Genomic DNA, 16,793 nt, shown 5'->3' on the forward strand with positions numbered 1-16,793 from the left:
GCGGAAAGGGAACTCCCTTTCCGCGGCGGCGCCGATGAAGCACACTTCCGACGAAGGCGGGATTTCCATGGTTGTATCCGGACGGAGCCCGGTGGAGGCTCCCCGTGTGCCGGTGGTCGCCGTGGTCGACGAAAGGCTCCAGACCACCAGTCTGAGCCTGACGGTCGGTTACGGGGCCCGCAACGACCCGCCCGGTCTCGGCGGTGTCGCCCATTTGCTCGAACACCTGTTGATGTCGGTGCCGGCAGGCGGCGTGCCCTCGTTCTGCGAGCACGTCGAACGGCTCGGCGGCCACGCCAACGCCCTGACCGGCCCGGAGCTCATGCAGTTCTACGCGCAGGTCCACGCCGACGACGCCGACGAGATCGCCGAGCTGCTGCTGACGGCCGTGCTGACCCCGGACATCGGCGCCGGCCACCTCGACGCGGAACGGGCCGTCGTCCTCCAGGAGCTCGCGACCGGTGCGGCCGACCCCGCCGACGCCGTGCAGGACGGCTTCGCCGCGGAGCTGTTCGCGGGCCACGAACTCGGCCGCCCCGTGGGCGGCGTTCCCGCGGAGCTCGGCGCCGTGACCGTTGAGGACGTGCGCCGCGAACACGCGGAGTCCTTCCTCTCCGCCCCGATGACGCTCGTCGTCGTGGGACCACGCGTGCCCAAGCCGCTCATCGGGGCACCCAGCGAGCCACCGGGCACCCGTCTGGCGGCCCGCACGGCACCGGTCCCCGTCCGTCAGACGGCCCCTCCGGTCTGGCCCGCGGGCGAAAGCCTGTGCTGGGTCTGCGTGGGCGCGCCGTCACCTCCGGCGGGTCATCCGGACCAGCCCGCCTTCACGGTGCTCGCGAAGCTGCTGGGGTCCAGCCCGTCGTCCCTGCTCTACCGGGCGCTGCGCGGCGAGGAGGGGCTGGCGTACTCGTTCCAGGCCTGGAACCGCGGCTACAGCGACACCGGTCTCTGGCGCCTGCTCGCGGGCGTCGATCCCGGTAACGCGGGCAGGCTCCTCGAGGTCGTACGTGAGCTGCTCGACGGCCTCGCGAGTGAGGGGCCGTCGCCGGACGACCTCGACGCGGCACGCAGGCAGGCCACGATGAGCCTGGTGTGCGACGCCGAGGTGCCGCTGGAGTACGCGAACCTCATCGGCGCGCGCGGATACGCGGGCACCGTCGCCTGGTCGGTGCGGGACGAGCTCGCGTGCCTGGCCGCGGTCACCACGGACGACGTCCGCGCCGCCGCCGCACGGGTGGCGGCCGGTCTGCGCGTCAGCGTGCGCCCGGAGGCGTCATGAGCGCCCCCGTCGTCTCCGGCTACCTCGCCTGGGCCGGGGAGTCCGGCCTGCTGGGCGACTTCCGCGGACTGTCCTATGTGGCCGATGCCTACACCGACCCGCTGACGGGCCGCAGGCAGGTGCTGGTCGAGCACTGCGAGCAGGCACTGACCGAGGACGCTGATCTCCTGGCGGCCTTCACCTCCGAGCTCGCCCGCCTGCACCCCGGCGCGACGGCCGCGCTGCTGCGCCTGGCCCCCGAGGTCGTCCTGCCCGAGCCGTGGCGCAGGCAGATCACCTACATCCGGCTGGACGTCGACGCCCACCCCGCCGGTGCCCTCGACGTGACGAGGGCGGATGCCCGCCACGACGGGCTGATCCGCGACTGGCTGATGACCGCCTTCGAGGCGGCGTGCCGGGAGACCGCTCAGCCCGTCGCCGACGCCCGCGCGGTCGCCGAGAACCTGCTGTCCCAGCCGGATCGGGTGTCGCTGCTGGTCTGGAACGGGGACGTGCCCGCCGGTCACGTCACGCTGCTGTGCGAGGCGCGGGACGAGGTGACCGGCGAGGACTTCGTCGAGCTGGTCGACAGCCTCGTCGAATCCGTCGTGGACGTCCGTCAGGCCACGACCGCCCTGAGCCGTGCGGCGGCCGACCACGCGACGGCGCTGGGACTGCCGTTGTACGGCAACGTGGTGCACGACGTCTCGACCGGCAAGGCCGACCGCGTCCTCGCCTCGCTGGCGAGGCTCGGCTGGAGGCCGTCCCACCGGTTCTGGCACGCACCGCTGGGGGAGTCGTCATGACGCCGTTCGTGGACCGCCTCGACCTGGGGTTGATGCGCGACCTGCTCGGTGTCGGCGAGCACGAGTCCGATCGCGCTGTGGTGCGCGCGGCCCGGTCCGCGTCGCCACCGCTCACACAGACCGTGATCTCGGTCGCCGCGCGCGGCAAGACGCCGATCGGGACCGGGAGCACCGACGAACTGCGCCGTGCCCGTTCCCGCGCCGCCCGGTACGCGTCGCTGCACGAGGCGATCAGCGCCGTCACGCCGGCGCGGATGCTCAAGGGATCCTCCATCGCCCGCTTCTATCCGCCCGGCCTGGTCCGCGCCGGCAACGACGTCGACCTGCTCGTGCCGGACGAGGTCTCGCTGTGGAAGGCCGCGCGCGTGGTGGGCGACCGTGCCGAGATCACGTCGGCCGACGTCTCGGTGCTCTGCCTCGACGGCCGGGCGCACCTGGTGCTCGGCCTGTCGTGGGAGTCGGAGGACCCGCTGCTGGACCGGGACTTCCGTGCCGAGATCAGCACGCTCGCGCTCGTCGGCGACTACCTCCGGGTGAGGCCCAGGACGACGTTGCCGGACGACGGAGCGCTGGCGGCACTGGTGTGCCTGGCGGAGGAGCGCTTCCAGCGCGAGTTCGGCGTCAGGGACGTCCTGGACACGCTGTTGATGTTCGACCACCACCCGCCGGGGCCCGCCGAGATCGCGGCCACCGCCGCCGAGTACCAGCGCGCCCCGGAACTGCTGGAGCTGCTGACGGCGGCGCTCGCCGTCCACGACTCGCCCGGGCTCGCGCAGGGCGTCGAGGCGCTGCGCGAGCCCGCCGCGACCGAGGAACGGCGGCGGTCCGCGGCGACGCCCGACGTGCTCCCGGTCGTCGACGCCCGGCTCGCGGCAGGACTGCCGGTGTACGGCCTGCCCCTGCGTGAGGCGCGGCGGGACTGGCCGGTGAGTCACCTGCATCGCGCGGACGGCCTGCACCTGCTCCGCACGCCCGTGGGCGACTTCCTGATGGTGGCGACCGAGGTCGTGTCCCCGCAGGACCACGAGGCGGCGTTGCGGGAACTGGACGCGCTGGACGAGGAGGAGCGGTGAACGTCGCCGTCGAGACTCAGGCTCTGCGCAGGGTGTTCGAGGGACGTGGCGGAGAGGTCGTCGCACTCGGCTCGGTCGACCTGGCCATCGGCACGGGCGAGGTGCGCGGCCTGCTCGGTCCCAACGGGGCCGGCAAGACCACGCTATGCAAGATCCTCTCCACCGTACTGCTGCCGAGCGCCGGTGAGGTGCGCGTGCTCGGCCACGACGTGGCACGGGACACCCTCGCCGTCAAACGGCTGATCGGCGTCGTCTTCGGCGGCGACCGCGGCCTGTACGGGCGGCTCGACCCGAAGCAGAACCTCCGGTTGTGGGGCGCGCTCTACGGGTTGCACGGCCGCGCGCTCGCCCGCCGGGTGGACGAACTGCTCGACCGCGTCGGTCTCACCGACCGGGCGAACGATCGCGTCGACGACTTCTCCCGCGGGATGAAGCAGCGCCTGCACCTCGCCCGCGGCCTGGTGAGCGATCCCGGCGTGCTGATCCTCGACGAGCCGACCTCCGGCATGGATCCGGTGGCGGCGCGCGACTTCCGCGTGCTGATCGGGGAACTGCGGACGGAGGGCAGGACCATCCTGCTGACGACGCACGACATGGCGGAGGCCGAGGCGGTCTGCGACCAGGTCACGCTCATCGACAACGGCACGCTGCTCGCGACCGACACGCCACAACGCCTGGCCGTCAGTCTGTCCACAGTGGAACGGATCGAGGCGGACGGGGTGCCGGCGGACGTGGTCGCGCGCATCCGGCCCCTGCCGGGCGTGGCCTCGGTCCGCTCCTTCGCCCCCGACCGGGTCGAGGTCGACACCACGTCCGCCGAAGGCACCCGGGAGGTGCTGACCTGTCTGGTCGGCGCCGGGGTGACGAGCGTGCGCACCGTGCGGCCCAGCCTGGAGGAGGTCTACCTCCACGTGATCGGCGACCGCGGGATGCTGGTGTCCAAATGAGACTGTTCTGGAGTGTCGCCCGGTTCCAGGCCGTGCTCGCGAGCCGGGCGCCGGACACCGTGCACGTGCTCGTCGTCGCGCCGCTCTACACCGTGGTGTTCCTCGCGATCAGCGACCACGCGGACCGCTCCGACCTCGCGCCGTACGCGGTGCTGGCCCCGGTGCTGATGTCGCTGTGGTCGCTCGCGCTCCTGACCGCGGGCGACCTGATCAGACGGGAACGCTCGCGCGGAACGCTGGAGGCGATGGTCGCCACGCCGGCCTCGTTCGCCGTGGTCGTGATCGCGAGGATCACCACGGTCACGATGATCAGCCTGCTCAGCTTCGCCGAGTCGTGGGTGGTCGCGTTGCTGTTGTTCGACACCGTGATCGTGATCGAACACCCGGTGGCGCTGGTGTCCTGCCTGCTGGTGTCGGCACTGGCGATGGCGGGCACGGCGAGCGCCATGGCGGGTTTGCACGTCCTGGTGCCGACCGCGCGCACGCTGCAGAACACGCTGACGTATCCCATCTACCTCCTCGGCGGGGTCCTCGTGCCGGTCAGCTACCTGCCGGAGTGGCTGCAACCGCTCAGCCGGCTCGTGTTCCTGTCGTGGAGCGCGGACCTGCTGCGCGCGGCGCTGGCGCCCCAGCCGGTGACCGACCTGGTGCCACGGCTCGGCGCCATCGCCGGCCTGGGGGCGGCCGGGTGCGCCGTCGGCGTCGTGATGATCGGCCGGATCCTGCGCAGGGTCCGGTTCACCGGAACGCTGGCTCGGTCCTGAGGAGGCCCGGATGACCTCTGTCGCCCACACGTTCGGCGTGATCCGGTACAGCGCGGCCAACGCCTGGGCCGATTTCCGCGCCACGTACACCTGGTGGACCTGGGGGTTCGGCTGGCTCGGCCGCATGCTCGCCCAGGTGACGTTCTGCGCCTTCATCGGCGTGCTGCTCGACGACCCGGCGCGGATCCGCTACCTGGTGATCGGCAACGCGATCATGGTCTGCGTCGTCGAGACCATGAGCGTCGTCGCGTCGAGCTCATGGGAACGCGCGGAGGGCACTCTGCCGTTGCTGAGCGCGGCGCCCGCGCGCATGGGCTGGGTGTTCTTCGGCCGCAGCCTCCAGTGGCCGATCAGCGGGTCGCTCACCGCGCTGGTGTCGTTGTTCGTGCTGTCGCCCTTCTTCGGTGTGCACTGGACGGTGGCGCAGGTTCCCGCACTGGTCGGGCTCGTGCTGCTCACGACGGTGTCGACCTATGCCGTGGGACTGTTCCTGTCGCCGTTCGTGCTGACCGCGGCCGGGGCGCGCAACATCGTGTCGAACTCGGCGTACCTGCTGATGATGGCGATCTGCGGGGTGGTGGTGCCGGTCGGGTACTGGCCGGGCTGGGTGCGCGCGGTGGCCCAGGCGCTGCCGCTGACGCACACGCTCGCGGCCGTTCGCGCGGTCGACGCCGGTGCTCCCGCCGCGACGGTGCTCGGTCAGGCCGGTCTCGCCGTCCTGTGCGGCGCGGGATGGCTCGTCGCCGCGCTGGTCGCGTTCGCGGTGCTCGAAGAGCGTGCGCGACGCAACGACTCCTTCGACTTCACGGTCTGATCCCCTGCGGGTCACGATGTCGTCCCGCGTGCCGCACCGGTCGCGGGACGACGTCCTGGCAGGCTGACCTGATGATCGAGATCGTTGACCACGACCCCGGCTGGCGGGAGTGGTTCACCCGGCAGGGCGGCGCGCTGCGCATAGCGCTCGGCCCGGTGGCGGTGCGCATCGACCACATCGGCTCCACCGCCGTGCCCGGTCTGGCCGCGAAGCCCTACCTGGACGTGCAGGTGTCGGTGGCCTCGTTCGACCCGCTCGCGCTCTACCGAGATCCGCTGGAACGGCTGGGACTGCGGTTCCGGGCGGACAACCCCGAGCTGACGAAGCGCTACTTCCGGGAACCGGTGGGCGCGCCGCGGGTCCACGTGCACGTGCGCAAGGCCGGCAGCTTCTCCGAACAGCTTCCGTTGCTGATGCGGGACTTCCTGCGCGAGGACGACGCGTCCGCGCGTGAGTACGAGACCGTGAAACGCGAGGTCGCCGATCGGTGCGCCGACGCGCCGCAGCGGTACGCCGAGGAGAAACAGCCGTTCGTCTGGACGCTCGTCGCCCGCGCGGACGCCTGGGCGCAACGGATCGGCTGGGAACCCGGCCCCAGTGACGCGTGAAGGCCCGGCCAGCGTGGCCGGGCCTCTCACCTCGTCGTCCGCTCAGCCGCAGATCCGGCCGCGGTCCTCGCGCCACACCACGGCGACGGCCGGTCGAGGCTGCGACGAGCCGCCGTCCGGCCAGTGTGAGAACGGGTTGGCCGCCGTCGACCCGTCGATCTCGCCGGGATGCTGGACGGACACGAGGACGAAGTCGTCGGTGACGACCGGCCCGCACGGTTCCCCGCCCGCGGGCACGGTGAGGAACTGTTTCACGTGGCCGCGGTGCTCGCCCTCGACCGGCACCGCGAACAAGCCGTCGTTGGACCGCAATCCGTTGCCGTCACTGGTGATCCACAGATTGCCGAGTGAGTCGAACGTGACGTTGTCCGGGCAGGAGATCGGGCTGACCTGCGACTTGTCGTACCCGGCGAAGTAGGTGTCCGGTGCGTTCGGATCACCGCAGACCAGCATGAGCCGCCAGGTGAACGTCGTCGCGGTGTTGTCGGATCGCCGTTCCTCGATCTCCAGGACATGGCCGTGCCGGTTGTTGTGACGTGGCGCTACTTCCGTGGCGCCTTCCTTGCCGGGAGTCACGCCCCGGCGGGTGTTGTTGGCGAGCGCGGCGTACACGCGGCGGTTGCGAAGTGAGGGCTCGACGTCCTCGGGGCGGTCCATCTTCGTGGCGCCCGCCGCGTCGGCGGCCAGCCGGGTGAAGACGTAGACCTCCTCCGCGGTGAAGCCCGGGACGAACGACCTGTCGTTGTGTGCCAGGGGGAGCCACTCGCCGGTGCCGTCGAACTCGCCGTCACTCGGCAGCTTTCCCGTGCCGTCGATCTCGGCGGCGGGGCTGTTGCCGGTGAACCTGCCGACGTAGAGGGTGCCGGAGTCGAGCAGACGCTTGTTGTGCTCACGCGCCCGCTTCGAGTCGCCGGGGAGGTAGTGCCCGTCGGAGACGAACTTGTAGATGTACTCGAAACGCTCGTCGTCACCCATGTACGCGGCCACCCGGCCGTCCTTGGCGACGATGACGTTCGCGCCCTCGTGCTTGATGCGGCCGAGCCCGGTGTGCTTGACCGGCGTCGATGACGGGTCGAGCGGGTCGATCTCGACGATCCAGCCGAACCTGTTGGCCTCGTTGGGTTCCTTGCCGAGGTCGAACCGGTCGTCGTGGTCCTCCCACCTGCGGGTCGTGGGGCCGGGGGCGAAGCCGTAGCGCGCGAGCCGAGTCCTGGTCGTCTCGTCGGTGACCTGGTCGGCGTTCGCGAAACACAGCTGCAGGGCCTCCTCGCCGGACAGGATCGTGCCCCACGGCGTCACGCCGCCCGAGCAGTTGTTCTGCGTGCCGAGCACCCTCCTGCCCGACGGGTCGGCGTTGGTCCTCAGGTACTTCGAGCCCGCAGCCGGTCCGCGCACCTCGAACGGCGTGGTGAGCGTGATGCGGCGGTTGTAGCGCTTCCGGTCCCGCGACACGACGAGTCCGCCGGTGGTGCGGTCGAGTTCGACCTGCACGACCGACAGCCCGTGCGCGGCCCAGCCGATCTCCGCCTGGAGTCTCGTGCCGCCGCTCTTCTCCGACCAGTCAAGGAACATCGAGGACTCGGTCGTGTACTCGTGGTTGCTCACCATGAGCCAGCGGTCCCAGGCGCCCGGCACCGGGACCAGGCCGCAGTAGTCGTTGTTGTAGCCGAACTGCATGGCCTGCGCCTGCGGCGTCTGGGCGGCGAAGTCGAACTCCGGCGCGCCGTCGAGCACCGGGTCGCCCCACCGGATCACGATGTCCTGACGGAACCCCTCCGGCACGACGATCTCGTCGAGTGTGTTGGGCCCCACCGGTTCGAAGCGCAGGCCGGCCGGGTCCGCGCCGGGCCCCGTTATGCGCGGTGCGGCGGCGGCCGTGCCGGAGAACGCGAACGCGCCGGCGGCCGCGACGACCGCACCGGCCTTCAGCACACCTCGGCGGCTCGCGACCTGGTGCACGACGTCGCCGAAGTACGGGTTGCCCGAGGTGTTCGGCGCTTCGTGCGAGCAGGCGTCCCCGCAGCGGAACTTGCAGGTGAGAGCCTGCCGCCCGAGCGGATGGCCGACCGGGACCAGGGGCAGCATCCGGCGGCCCCGGCCGATGGGTGAGGACATGCGAAACCTCCGAAGTCGCGTGGTGGAAACGAAGACCGGGCCCGATCACCCGGTGGCGCGCTTGTACCGGGGCACGAAGCTCTGCTGGGTGGAGTAGATGCTGAGCACCCCGCCCCATTCGTGCCAGAGGAAGTTCGTGTCGATCGACGAGATCAGCCGTGCCCCGAAGTCGAGCGAGTCACGCTTGTGCAGCTCGATGTACGACCGGTCGACGCCTTCCCCGTGCCGTGGGCCGTGGAACTCCACGCCGTCTACTCCGTCGAGGTAGTCGGGCAGAGGCAGGAGCTCGCCGTCCCGCCAGATCTCCCAGCTGTGGTTGTACCGGTGCTCCGGCAGTTCGGTGTTGAGGAAGTGCAGGGACGGGTTGACCCTCGCCACGCCGTCCTCCGCGAGGATCCTGTTGCACTCAGCGAGAAACGCCAGCTTGTCGTCATAGAGGTACAGCGAGGCCATGCTGTAGACGACGTCGAACGACCCGTCGTCGAACGGCAGTGGCTTCGACGCGTCGCAGAACACGATCCGCGGCAGGTGGTCGATTCCCCGCCCGGAGGCGAGCGCGCGCAGCCGCTCCTCGTCACCGTCCACGACGGTCAGGTTGAAGCCCGTGATCTCGAGCGCCGAGCCGAACTCCTCCGCGAGGTCGAGCATCGCGACCCCGTGCCCGCACCCCGCCTCCAGCACGCGCGCCCGGCCCCTGCGCTCGATCACCCCGGACACGAGCCTGCGGAGATCACCGAGGTACAGCTGTCCCTTGTCGAGCCCGCGATTGCGAACCATTGTCGTACCTCCCGGTGATCGCTGAAGTCGAACGACGACTTCGGTATCGGTGCGCGCCGGAGCCCGTCAGCGCGAACGGCGACAGGTGGGTGTGTTCTCCGGACACCGTCTTTGTAGACCGGCGGAAGCGAGGACCGCGGCGGACGGCGCCGGATTTCCGTGCGGCGGAACCGGCCTTGACGACGGCAGCACGCGCTACCGATGTGGGTTTCTCGTCGACGCCGGGCTGGGCGGCGAAGCTGGGCACGTCGAGGGGAGATGACCGCGTAGCTCCGCGCTTGCGGTTGTCGCGCCAAACCGGGCAAGTCGACGGCGCACGCGTCAAACGTCGCCACCGCTACCCCAAGAGTTGATCGTGACAATCTGCTGGTTGATGACCCGGTACCGCAGGTGGTTGACGGCGGGAGTGTGGCATCTGCATCACCCTGGCGCCGTGCAGACCGACCCACTTGTCGGCCGCCGGCTCCGTCGCCGAACAGGTTCTCGCGGCTGGCGTTCGGGCCGGTGACGTAGCCGTCGAGTGAGACTGACGTGTCGCAGATGAAGTCGTGGGCTCACCAGGTCTACCGCATGCCCAGGTCGCGGTGGACGCTCGGACCGGTGTGCTCCGGTGGCCGGATCGAGATAAGCGACCCCGCGCAGATTCACGTCGGCGAAGGTGGCACCCCGCGGGTCTTCGGGGTGGCTGGGATTCGGCGTGGGTCGACTTGTCCTCCGAGTTCGGCACGACGTCCGCGGTTGATCGAGTTGAGGACGAGCAACGTCAGCATCAGCAGCCCGAACCCGATGCTGATGCCGCTCAGGGCCACGATGATCGGCGGCCAGTCGCGGTCCGGCGGCGCGGTGACGGTCGTGACCAGGTCCCTGGGCGGCGGACTGGAGAAACCCGTGGACTCGGAGGGCAGCACTGCGGTCAGGGCGGCCACCGGGTTCACCATGCCGAAGCCGATCCGGTGGTCCCTGCCGGACGTGTTGCCGGGATGCAGCGCGGTGGCCTTGAGCCGGTCCATCACCTGGCGCGCCTTGAGGTCTGGAAACCGCTCGCGCACCAGCGCGGTGATACCCGCGACGTACGGGGCGGCGAAACTCGTCCCCTGGATCTTTCCCACGCCGTCGGCCTTCACGTTCGCGTTGGTCAGGCCGGTGCCCTTGGGGTCGACGGAGATGATCTCCTCACCAGGTGCGGCGATGCTGACCCAGGGGCCCCAGACGCTGAAGCCCGACACCTCACCGGAGCGCGCCATCGACGCCACCGACAGCACGTCGTCGGCGAACCACGCGGGCGACGAGACCGAGTTGACGGTCGCCGGGTCCAGGTTGTTGTTCTGCAGTGGACAGCCGGCTTTGCTGTCGAGGTTGCCGGCCGCCGTCACGATCACGGTGTTCTTGACGTCGACCGCGTACCGGATCGCGGCCTGCAGCGCCCGGTCGTCCGCGCTGAAGTCCTTGGGGGCGCCGCAGTTCGTCAGGGAGATGTTGACGACCCCGGCGCCCTGGTCCGCGGCGCGCACGACGGCCTGTGCCAGCGTCGAGACCTTGCCGGCGGACGTCCGCTTGTCCCTGGTGGCGTCACCCTTGAACTCGAAGCGGTCGCTGGTCTGGCGGATCGCGAGGATCGTCGCTTCCGGTGCGGCGCCGACGAAGTCGCCCTCGGTCCTGGCCGCCGCGGCGACGCCGGCCACCTCGGTGCCGTGGCCGTCGCAGTCGTCCGCGCCGTTGCTGTTCCCGCTGACGTACTCACCGCTGGGCACGACCCGCCCGCCGAAGCGAGGGTTGCGCGGGTCTACACCCGTGTCGATGATCGCGATCTTGACGCCCTTGCCGGTCGCGAACCGGTGTGCCTGCTGGAGGTTCAGGTGGACCTGGCCCCACGGCATGTACTCGATCAGTTCGTTCTTGGTGTCGGACTCGACGCAGCCCTTGCCGGTGGGTGTGTACGGCACGTCCGGCCCGCCCGTGTCCCACGGCGGCTGGGTGCCGGGCGGTAGCGCCGGCGGCACCGAGTTCGGCTGGACCGCGGATGACGGCGGTGGTGCGGAAGCCGCTGGAACCGCTCCCGTCAGCAGCAACAATGCGGTGATCGCCGTCGCCGTGGCATGGCGGAACCCCGTGGTAACGATCTTCATCTGTGACCCCCCGGTCTTCACCCACCGACCCCCCGATCGGTGATGACCGAAGTCCACCACGGAAAGCCTGGAGCCGCAAAAATCGGGGCGTCCCTACCTGAAACCGGCTTCAGGTAGGCGGTTCCGCGGAGCGAGGCGGCTACGCGCCGCACCTCGTCAGAGAAAGCGTGCTGAGGATCGCACGTCGGTGCGGATGTGGGACGCAGGACGGGATGCGCCGCGCGTTCATGCGTGAACTCGGTGTCTCACCTACGGAGTACCGCCGCGGTCAGCTCTGATCTCTGCCGGATGGCACCGTTCTTGACCAGCGTGTCCGCAGCGCTACTGCGACCGCCCCGCGGCGATGACCAAACGCCGAGGGTTCCAAGCCTGCAACCGGTATGGACGGCTTGGATGAACAGCTCGTCGCGCAGCTGCTGAGCAGGGCGAAGGCCAGCGGGCTGAAGCTGACCGGTGAGGGTGGGGTGCTGCAGCGGCTGACCAAGCGGGTGCTGGAGTCCGCGCTCGAGGTCGAGATCGACGTGCCGCGTGACCGCGACGCCAGTTTCGAACCGAAGATCGTGGCCAAGCGGCAGAGGCGCCTGGGTGCTGCTGCCCGCGTGACATCTCCAGGGAAAGCAGTACCGCGACTCCGGGAACCGCGCTGTGTGTGCGGTTCCCGGAGTGTCCCTTGTCGCGCGCAGCAGACTCGCCCACGAGCCACAGTCGGTGGGTGCGGTCGAGCGGCAAGGTGTGCAGGCAGTCTGCGAAGAAAAGCATCTCGTCGCGACTGCCCAGCACAGCTGCGCTGCCTGCTCATCAGATCTCCCACGATGACGAGCTGCAGATGTGGCGCGGCTCGTGGCGGCCTGGACGGCGGGATAAGTCATCACGCTCTACGACCACCTGCCGCGGTCCACCACTTCGTCCGCGCAGGCTTGGCGCTGCCCAGATGTGCTTCGAACTCCGCGTGCTCGGTGCGTTTCCGGCTTTCGCGCCACTACGTCGACGCCGCCCGCTGACCGGATTGCCTCACCTGTGGAACGCCCTCCCATCTCTTCCGGCGCGACCGCGACGAGAAGAGTCCGAAGTGGACTTTCCGGCGCGAGTGTCGCCGGACTCGTCGGCAGGGTTCGCCTTCGCCTGACGAACGCCGGCGTGGTCGAGCGACAGGTCGTTGCCCCCGCGTTGCCGACGGCGGAGGTGATGCTGCCGCGGAGCACGTACTCGACACCCAGGTCACCGGTGTGGGCGTTGTTCGTCGCTGACCGCCTGGAGGACGAAGCGCGTTCCCAGTCCTGCGTTTGCTCCGGTGCCGAGGACGCGGTGCGAGAAAGCGCCGATCAGTTTCTTACTCGTCTTCGTCGTTGGGCAAGGTGCCGACAAGCCACATGCGAATTCGGTATTTTTCGAATCCGCCGGGTCGGGCGTCTGTGAGCGCTTGTTGTCGGCCGATGATGTCTTCGTGTTCCAGGACTTCCTGGCGTGCGGCGAGTGCTTGTTCGCGTCCGTGGTGGGCGACCTCGACCGCGTAGAGGCCGGGTCCCGTGGGGAGTTCTGTGCCAAGGGCATCGCCTGTGGGGGAGCTGAGCTCGAGCAGGCCGCTCGGGCACTCGAGTTCGAAGGTCTGAGGTGCCGACCAGACAGGATCGCTGGACTCGACGGGGTGTGCCGACCATGCTTCCAGCGTCGCCGATACGGGCAACAGGTCCTGTGCGCAGCTGATGACGAGTTCGAAACCGGTTGATGCGGCGTTGGAGGCCTGGGCCTGCGTGATCGCCTCGTCCGCACCCAGGCCGGCGTCGTTGTCCTGGTCCCGCACGGTGAGCAGCCGATAGCTGGGCACGGTGATCAGTTCGGCTTGTCCGAGCAGTTCCGGCACGATGAACCTTCCTGGTGATGACGGGGCGAATGCTCGGGGCCGGCTGTCCGGACCTCCGTCGAAGGTCCGGACAAGTCCTGGTCGCTGACCGAGTTTCCTTCACCGACAACCACCGGGTCCAGTACACGACATGGGCGAGACATGTCGGAATGCTCATGACACCGGCAGCTCGGAACGCCGCAGCAGGCCCACCGCGACCGCGAGACCACACGCCACGAGCACCGCCGCGACTCCGAACGTCCAGCGCGTCCCGCGTGCGACCTCCGCCGCGCCGGCCGTGACCACCTCTCCCGTGCCGACAGCGAACGCGAAGACCGCGCCCATCACCGACGCACCGGTCATCAGGCCCAGATTGCGCGACAGGTGCAGCGTTCCCGACACGACACCGCGCAGCCGCGCCGGGACGGTGCTCATGACGGCGGTGTTGTTGGCGGCCTGGAACACCGCATAGGAAGCGGTGATCACCACCAGCGGCAGCACGTACCCGGCGACACCGGCCGCAGCGGGCATCACGGCCAGCACCGCCGATCCGGCGATGACACCGCTCAGCCCGACCACGACCATCGTCGCGCGGCCGAAGCGGTCGGCGGCGCGGCCCGCCGGGACGCCGGTGAGCGCGGACACCACCGGGCCCACCGACATCGCCAGACCGGCCAGTGCCGGGTTCAGACCCAGCGCGCCGACCAGATGGAACGGACCCACCACCAACGTGGCCATCATGACGGTCGAGACCAGCGCGCTGGTCGTGAGTCCTGCGGTGAGAACCGGGTCGCGAAACATCGCGAGGTCCACCAACGGCGAGGGCACCCGGCGCTGAACGAACAGGAACAGCCCCACGCCCATCGTCGCGACCACGAGCAGCACGACCGCGGACGAACCCTTGTCCACGGTCACCGCCAGCGCGTACGCGCCCAACGTGATCCCCAGCACCACCGTGCCCATCACGTCGAACCGCCCGCCGTCCGGCGCCGACTCGGGTAGCACGCGGTGCACCAGCACGAGCGCGAGCACGCCCAGCGGCACGCAGACCAGGAAGATCGACCGCCATCCCGACAGTGCGATCAGCGCACCGCCCAACGACGGGCCCAGTGCCGTGCCGATCGCCGACATCGTTCCCATCAGCCCCATGACGCGGCCGGTGCGGTCCTTGGGCACCGTCTCGCCGACAAACGCCATGGCCAGTGCCATCATGCAAGCGGCACCCACGCCTTGGAGCGCGCGGCCGGCGATCAGCAGCGGAAGGGTGGGCGCGAGCCCGCACAACAGGGTGGCCAGCGTGAACACGGTGATGCCGCCCAGCAGGAGGCGGCGTCTGCCCAGCAGGTCGCCGAGCCTGCCGAGGCCGACGACCAGTGTCGTGATCGCGAGCAGGTAGGCGATCACCACCCACTGGACGGCGTTGAAGGGCGCGTTGAAGGCCACAGCGATGGTCGGCAGGCCCACGTTGGCGATGCTGATGCTCAACGACGGCAACAGCATGGTCAACGAGAGCGCGGTGAGCGCCCCGGCGAGGGGCGGGGACGGTTTGGTGGTTGATCTCATGGACGGCTCCTTCTACATCCGGGTCTTCATGGGTCGTCCCGAACGTAAATCCGCCTGAGGCATGGCGGAAGGCGCAAAGATCGCAACCGAATTGTGCACCAGACGCCATGTCAGCGATGCTGGTCGCATGGCACGACCCGATCTGAACCTGCTGGTCACCCTGGACGTCCTGCTCGAAGAGGGCAGCGTCACGCGAGCAGGAGAACGACTCGCCCTCAGCCCATCGGCGATGAGCCGCGCGCTGGCACGACTACGACGGGCCACCGGTGACCCGCTGCTGGTGCGCGCCGGCCGCGGGCTGGTACCCACGCCACGCGCGGTGGAGTTGCGGGAGCGGGTCCGTGCTCTGGTGCGGGAGGCCGAGGAGGTGTTGCGGCCGTGCGAGGAACTGGACCTGGCGAACCTGGAGCGGACCTTCTCGTTGCGCAGCAGCGACGGGTTCGTGGAGCGATTCGGTCCCGCGCTCGTCGCAGGGATCGCACAAGAGGCACCGGGTGTACGGCTGCGGTTCCTGCAGAAGACGAAAAGGGACACCGGGCCCTTGCGGGACGGCACTGTCGACTTGGAGACCGGCGTGGTCCAGGAAGCCCTGCCGCCGGACGTGGTGAGCACGCCGCTGTTCACCGACCGGTTCGTCGGGGTGGTGCGCGACGAGCACCCGTTGGGCAGCGCAGCGGTGACGTTGGCCCAGTACGCCGCGTCCCGGCACGTGCACGTGTCCCGCCGCGGTCTGTCCGAGGGGTTGGTGGACGAGGCGCTGTACCCGACGGGCCATCGGAGGCAGGTCGCCACGGTCGTGGACAGCTTCGGCGCGGCATTGGTGCTGGCGCGGGCGTCGGACCTGGTCGCCTCGGTGCCCGAGCGGCACAGCGCGAACCTGCGGCAGGGGATGCGTTCGTTCGAACTGCCTTTCCCGGTTCCCGAGGTGACGGTGTCCCTGCTGTGGCACGTCCGTCTGGACAGCGACCCCGCCCACCGCTGGCTCCGCCGCCGCGTCCTGGACGCGACCCGCCAAAGCTGACCTGCTCACACCGAACTCGGCCGCGGCGAAGGCGCGGGAAGTGGCGGGCCCCCTTCGGAGCCTGCGCAGATGATGGCGACCTTGCCGGTGAGGTCGTAGACGGGATTCGACGCTTTTCTCTGGTGGCGAGTGTGCTCAGGGCTGCGGGATGACGGTGACCGGCCCTTGTTCGAGACGGTCGAGGCGGTCCATTCCGGACTCAACGGTGCCGAGGGTGATGAGGTTGTCGTCGTGGCCACCGGTGGCGTTGTAGTAGAAGCCGAGGTTGCCCCACGGCTTGTAGTAGACAAGCGTGCCGTCGCGGGGCGCGCTGCCCGGTGAGCCGTCGGTGGTCAGGAGTTCGGTCAGGTAGCTGATCTTCTCCCGGCCGGAGAACTCCTCGAACTCCAGCGTCAGTGGGAGCCTGGTCAGCAGGTCGCGGCTCGTCGGGTTGTCCTCGAGGTGGACGACGACGTAGGCGTCGCTTGCGGTGAAGCTGATCCGTGTGGCGGTCAGGGCCGGGTCTCCTGTCGCCGGGACGGTCGCGGACGCCTGGGGTGATCGAGTCGTCGCGGCGCCTGGGTCGGGGGAGGGTGCCGAGCAGCCCGCCACGGCGAGGACGGCCACGGCCGGGAGCAGTGTGCTTCTCATTGGTGTGCCCTTGACGTAGATCGCGCGCGTGCCTGATATTCCTCGTCGGTGACGGGGGTCAGCCAGTGCACGACGTCGTGGTCGGCGTCGCCCTCGTTGATGGCCAGGTGGACCATCAAGCGGTTGGGTGTGGCGCCGTGCCAGTGCTCTTCCCCGGCCTCGAACAGGACGCGGTCACCGGGTCGGATGACCTCGACGGGGCCGCCCCGGCGCTGGCACAGGCCGATCCCCTCGGTGACGAAGACGGTCTGTCCCAACGGGTGGCGGTGCCAGTGGGTGCGCGCACCGGGCATGAAGTGCACCAGGCTGGCGGTGACCCTGGACGGGGCGGGCGCCGCGGCGACGGCGTCGATGTAGACGTCGCCGGTGAACAAGTCGGCCGGGCCTTTGGCGGTGTCGATCGAGCTTCGGGTGATCTGCACGGTCTCTCCTTCTCCGTGAGCGTCAT

15 protein-coding genes and 1 pseudogene are annotated in these 16,793 nt (G+C 69.8%); 9 read left to right on the forward strand and 7 right to left on the reverse strand.

What is annotated here, in order from left to right:
* The first annotated feature begins 91 nt into the window (after nucleotides 1-91).
* The 7 genes from ACIRG5_RS25520 (at nucleotide 92) to ACIRG5_RS25550 (ending at nucleotide 6,273) form a co-directional block, all read left to right on the forward strand.
* Nucleotides 92-1,282 (forward strand): M16 family metallopeptidase, encoded by a 1,191-nt coding sequence (locus ACIRG5_RS25520; RefSeq protein ID WP_402908727.1) that lies wholly within the window; start codon nucleotides 92-94, stop codon nucleotides 1,280-1,282.
* Nucleotides 1,279-2,067 (forward strand): hypothetical protein, encoded by a 789-nt coding sequence (locus tag ACIRG5_RS25525; protein WP_402908729.1) that lies wholly within the window; start codon nucleotides 1,279-1,281, stop codon nucleotides 2,065-2,067. The genes ACIRG5_RS25520 and ACIRG5_RS25525 overlap by 4 nt, the downstream gene beginning before the upstream one ends.
* The gene (locus ACIRG5_RS25530; RefSeq protein ID WP_402908731.1) at nucleotides 2,064-3,140 is read left to right on the forward strand and encodes a hypothetical protein; all 1,077 of its coding nucleotides are present in this window, start codon (nucleotides 2,064-2,066) and stop codon (nucleotides 3,138-3,140) included. The genes ACIRG5_RS25525 and ACIRG5_RS25530 overlap by 4 nt, the downstream gene beginning before the upstream one ends.
* Nucleotides 3,137-4,087 carry an ABC transporter ATP-binding protein gene (locus ACIRG5_RS25535; protein WP_402908733.1) on the forward strand — a complete coding sequence of 317 codons (951 nt, stop codon included), beginning with the start codon at nucleotides 3,137-3,139 and terminating at the stop codon, nucleotides 4,085-4,087. The genes ACIRG5_RS25530 and ACIRG5_RS25535 overlap by 4 nt, the downstream gene beginning before the upstream one ends.
* Complete coding sequence (locus tag ACIRG5_RS25540; RefSeq protein ID WP_402908735.1) at nucleotides 4,084-4,851, forward strand: ABC transporter permease; 768 nt, start codon at nucleotides 4,084-4,086, stop codon at nucleotides 4,849-4,851. The genes ACIRG5_RS25535 and ACIRG5_RS25540 overlap by 4 nt, the downstream gene beginning before the upstream one ends.
* Before the next feature lie 10 nt (nucleotides 4,852-4,861).
* On the forward strand, nucleotides 4,862-5,665 hold the full coding sequence (locus tag ACIRG5_RS25545; RefSeq protein ID WP_402908737.1) for an ABC transporter permease: 804 nt from the start codon (nucleotides 4,862-4,864) through the stop codon (nucleotides 5,663-5,665).
* A 71-nt stretch (nucleotides 5,666-5,736) separates the two neighbouring features.
* Nucleotides 5,737-6,273 carry a GrpB family protein gene (locus ACIRG5_RS25550; RefSeq protein ID WP_402908739.1) on the forward strand — a complete coding sequence of 179 codons (537 nt, stop codon included), beginning with the start codon at nucleotides 5,737-5,739 and terminating at the stop codon, nucleotides 6,271-6,273.
* A 42-nt stretch (nucleotides 6,274-6,315) separates the two neighbouring features.
* Here the strand turns inward: ACIRG5_RS25550 and ACIRG5_RS25555 are convergent, their stop codons facing one another.
* The 3 genes from ACIRG5_RS25555 to mycP all read right to left on the reverse strand — a co-directional run bounded on the left by ACIRG5_RS25555 (nucleotide 6,316) and on the right by mycP (nucleotide 11,291).
* On the reverse strand, nucleotides 6,316-8,388 hold the full coding sequence (locus tag ACIRG5_RS25555; RefSeq protein WP_402908741.1) for a PhoX family protein: 2,073 nt from the start codon (nucleotides 8,386-8,388) through the stop codon (nucleotides 6,316-6,318).
* A gap of 45 nt (nucleotides 8,389-8,433) precedes the next feature.
* On the reverse strand, nucleotides 8,434-9,165 hold the full coding sequence (locus ACIRG5_RS25560) for a methyltransferase domain-containing protein (protein ID WP_402908743.1): 732 nt from the start codon (nucleotides 9,163-9,165) through the stop codon (nucleotides 8,434-8,436).
* Between the two features lie 644 nt (nucleotides 9,166-9,809).
* Nucleotides 9,810-11,291 (reverse strand): type VII secretion-associated serine protease mycosin, encoded by a 1,482-nt coding sequence (gene mycP / locus ACIRG5_RS25565; RefSeq protein ID WP_402908745.1) that lies wholly within the window; start codon nucleotides 11,289-11,291, stop codon nucleotides 9,810-9,812.
* Between the two features lie 380 nt (nucleotides 11,292-11,671).
* Here mycP and ACIRG5_RS25570 point away from each other — a divergent pair.
* Nucleotides 11,672-11,875: pseudogene (locus ACIRG5_RS25570) on the forward strand (transposase); the annotation flags it as partial.
* A gap of 746 nt (nucleotides 11,876-12,621) precedes the next feature.
* On the opposite strand, the gene ACIRG5_RS25575 reads toward ACIRG5_RS25570, so the two are convergent.
* The gene (locus tag ACIRG5_RS25575; protein ID WP_402908747.1) at nucleotides 12,622-13,152 is read right to left on the reverse strand and encodes a hypothetical protein; all 531 of its coding nucleotides are present in this window, start codon (nucleotides 13,150-13,152) and stop codon (nucleotides 12,622-12,624) included.
* 153 nt (nucleotides 13,153-13,305) lie between these two features.
* Nucleotides 13,306-14,694 carry an MFS transporter gene (locus ACIRG5_RS25580; RefSeq protein WP_402908749.1) on the reverse strand — a complete coding sequence of 463 codons (1,389 nt, stop codon included), beginning with the start codon at nucleotides 14,692-14,694 and terminating at the stop codon, nucleotides 13,306-13,308.
* 127 nt (nucleotides 14,695-14,821) lie between these two features.
* On the opposite strand from ACIRG5_RS25580, the gene ACIRG5_RS25585 reads away from it, so the two are divergent.
* Nucleotides 14,822-15,715: a LysR family transcriptional regulator gene (locus tag ACIRG5_RS25585; protein WP_402908751.1), complete on the forward strand. Its 894-nt coding sequence runs from the start codon at nucleotides 14,822-14,824 to the stop codon at nucleotides 15,713-15,715.
* A gap of 135 nt (nucleotides 15,716-15,850) precedes the next feature.
* Here ACIRG5_RS25585 and ACIRG5_RS25590 read toward each other — a convergent pair whose 3' ends face one another.
* Together ACIRG5_RS25590 and ACIRG5_RS25595 are read right to left on the reverse strand one after the other, a co-directional pair.
* Nucleotides 15,851-16,345, reverse strand: coding sequence for a cyclophilin-like fold protein (locus ACIRG5_RS25590; RefSeq protein WP_402908753.1), 495 nt, complete (start codon nucleotides 16,343-16,345; stop codon nucleotides 15,851-15,853).
* On the reverse strand, nucleotides 16,342-16,767 hold the full coding sequence (locus tag ACIRG5_RS25595; RefSeq protein ID WP_402908755.1) for a cupin domain-containing protein: 426 nt from the start codon (nucleotides 16,765-16,767) through the stop codon (nucleotides 16,342-16,344). The genes ACIRG5_RS25590 and ACIRG5_RS25595 overlap by 4 nt, the downstream gene beginning before the upstream one ends.
* Nucleotides 16,768-16,793 lie beyond the last annotated feature (26 nt).

Origin of the sequence: Lentzea sp. NPDC102401 (assembly GCF_044765805.1) — a bacterium.
Taxonomy (GTDB): Bacteria; Actinomycetota; Actinomycetes; order Mycobacteriales; family Pseudonocardiaceae; genus Lentzea; species Lentzea sokolovensis.

Bases quoted from the DNA above. Each gene is read 5' to 3' on its own strand.
- ACIRG5_RS25555 (WP_402908741.1), bottom strand. From the start codon at position 8,388: ATGTCCTCACCCATCGGCCGGGGCCGCCGGATGCTGCCCCTGGTCCCG.
- ACIRG5_RS25530 (WP_402908731.1), top strand. From the start codon at position 2,064: ATGACGCCGTTCGTGGACCGCCTCGACCTGGGGTTGATGCGCGACCTG.
- ACIRG5_RS25580 (WP_402908749.1), bottom strand. From the start codon at position 14,694: ATGAGATCAACCACCAAACCGTCCCCGCCCCTCGCCGGGGCGCTCACC.
- ACIRG5_RS25585 (WP_402908751.1), top strand. From the start codon at position 14,822: ATGGCACGACCCGATCTGAACCTGCTGGTCACCCTGGACGTCCTGCTC.
- mycP (WP_402908745.1), bottom strand. From the start codon at position 11,291: ATGAAGATCGTTACCACGGGGTTCCGCCATGCCACGGCGACGGCGATC.
- ACIRG5_RS25550 (WP_402908739.1), top strand. From the start codon at position 5,737: ATGATCGAGATCGTTGACCACGACCCCGGCTGGCGGGAGTGGTTCACC.
- ACIRG5_RS25560 (WP_402908743.1), bottom strand. From the start codon at position 9,165: ATGGTTCGCAATCGCGGGCTCGACAAGGGACAGCTGTACCTCGGTGAT.
- ACIRG5_RS25540 (WP_402908735.1), top strand. From the start codon at position 4,084: ATGAGACTGTTCTGGAGTGTCGCCCGGTTCCAGGCCGTGCTCGCGAGC.
- ACIRG5_RS25590 (WP_402908753.1), bottom strand. From the start codon at position 16,345: ATGAGAAGCACACTGCTCCCGGCCGTGGCCGTCCTCGCCGTGGCGGGC.
- ACIRG5_RS25545 (WP_402908737.1), top strand. From the start codon at position 4,862: ATGACCTCTGTCGCCCACACGTTCGGCGTGATCCGGTACAGCGCGGCC.
- ACIRG5_RS25525 (WP_402908729.1), top strand. From the start codon at position 1,279: ATGAGCGCCCCCGTCGTCTCCGGCTACCTCGCCTGGGCCGGGGAGTCC.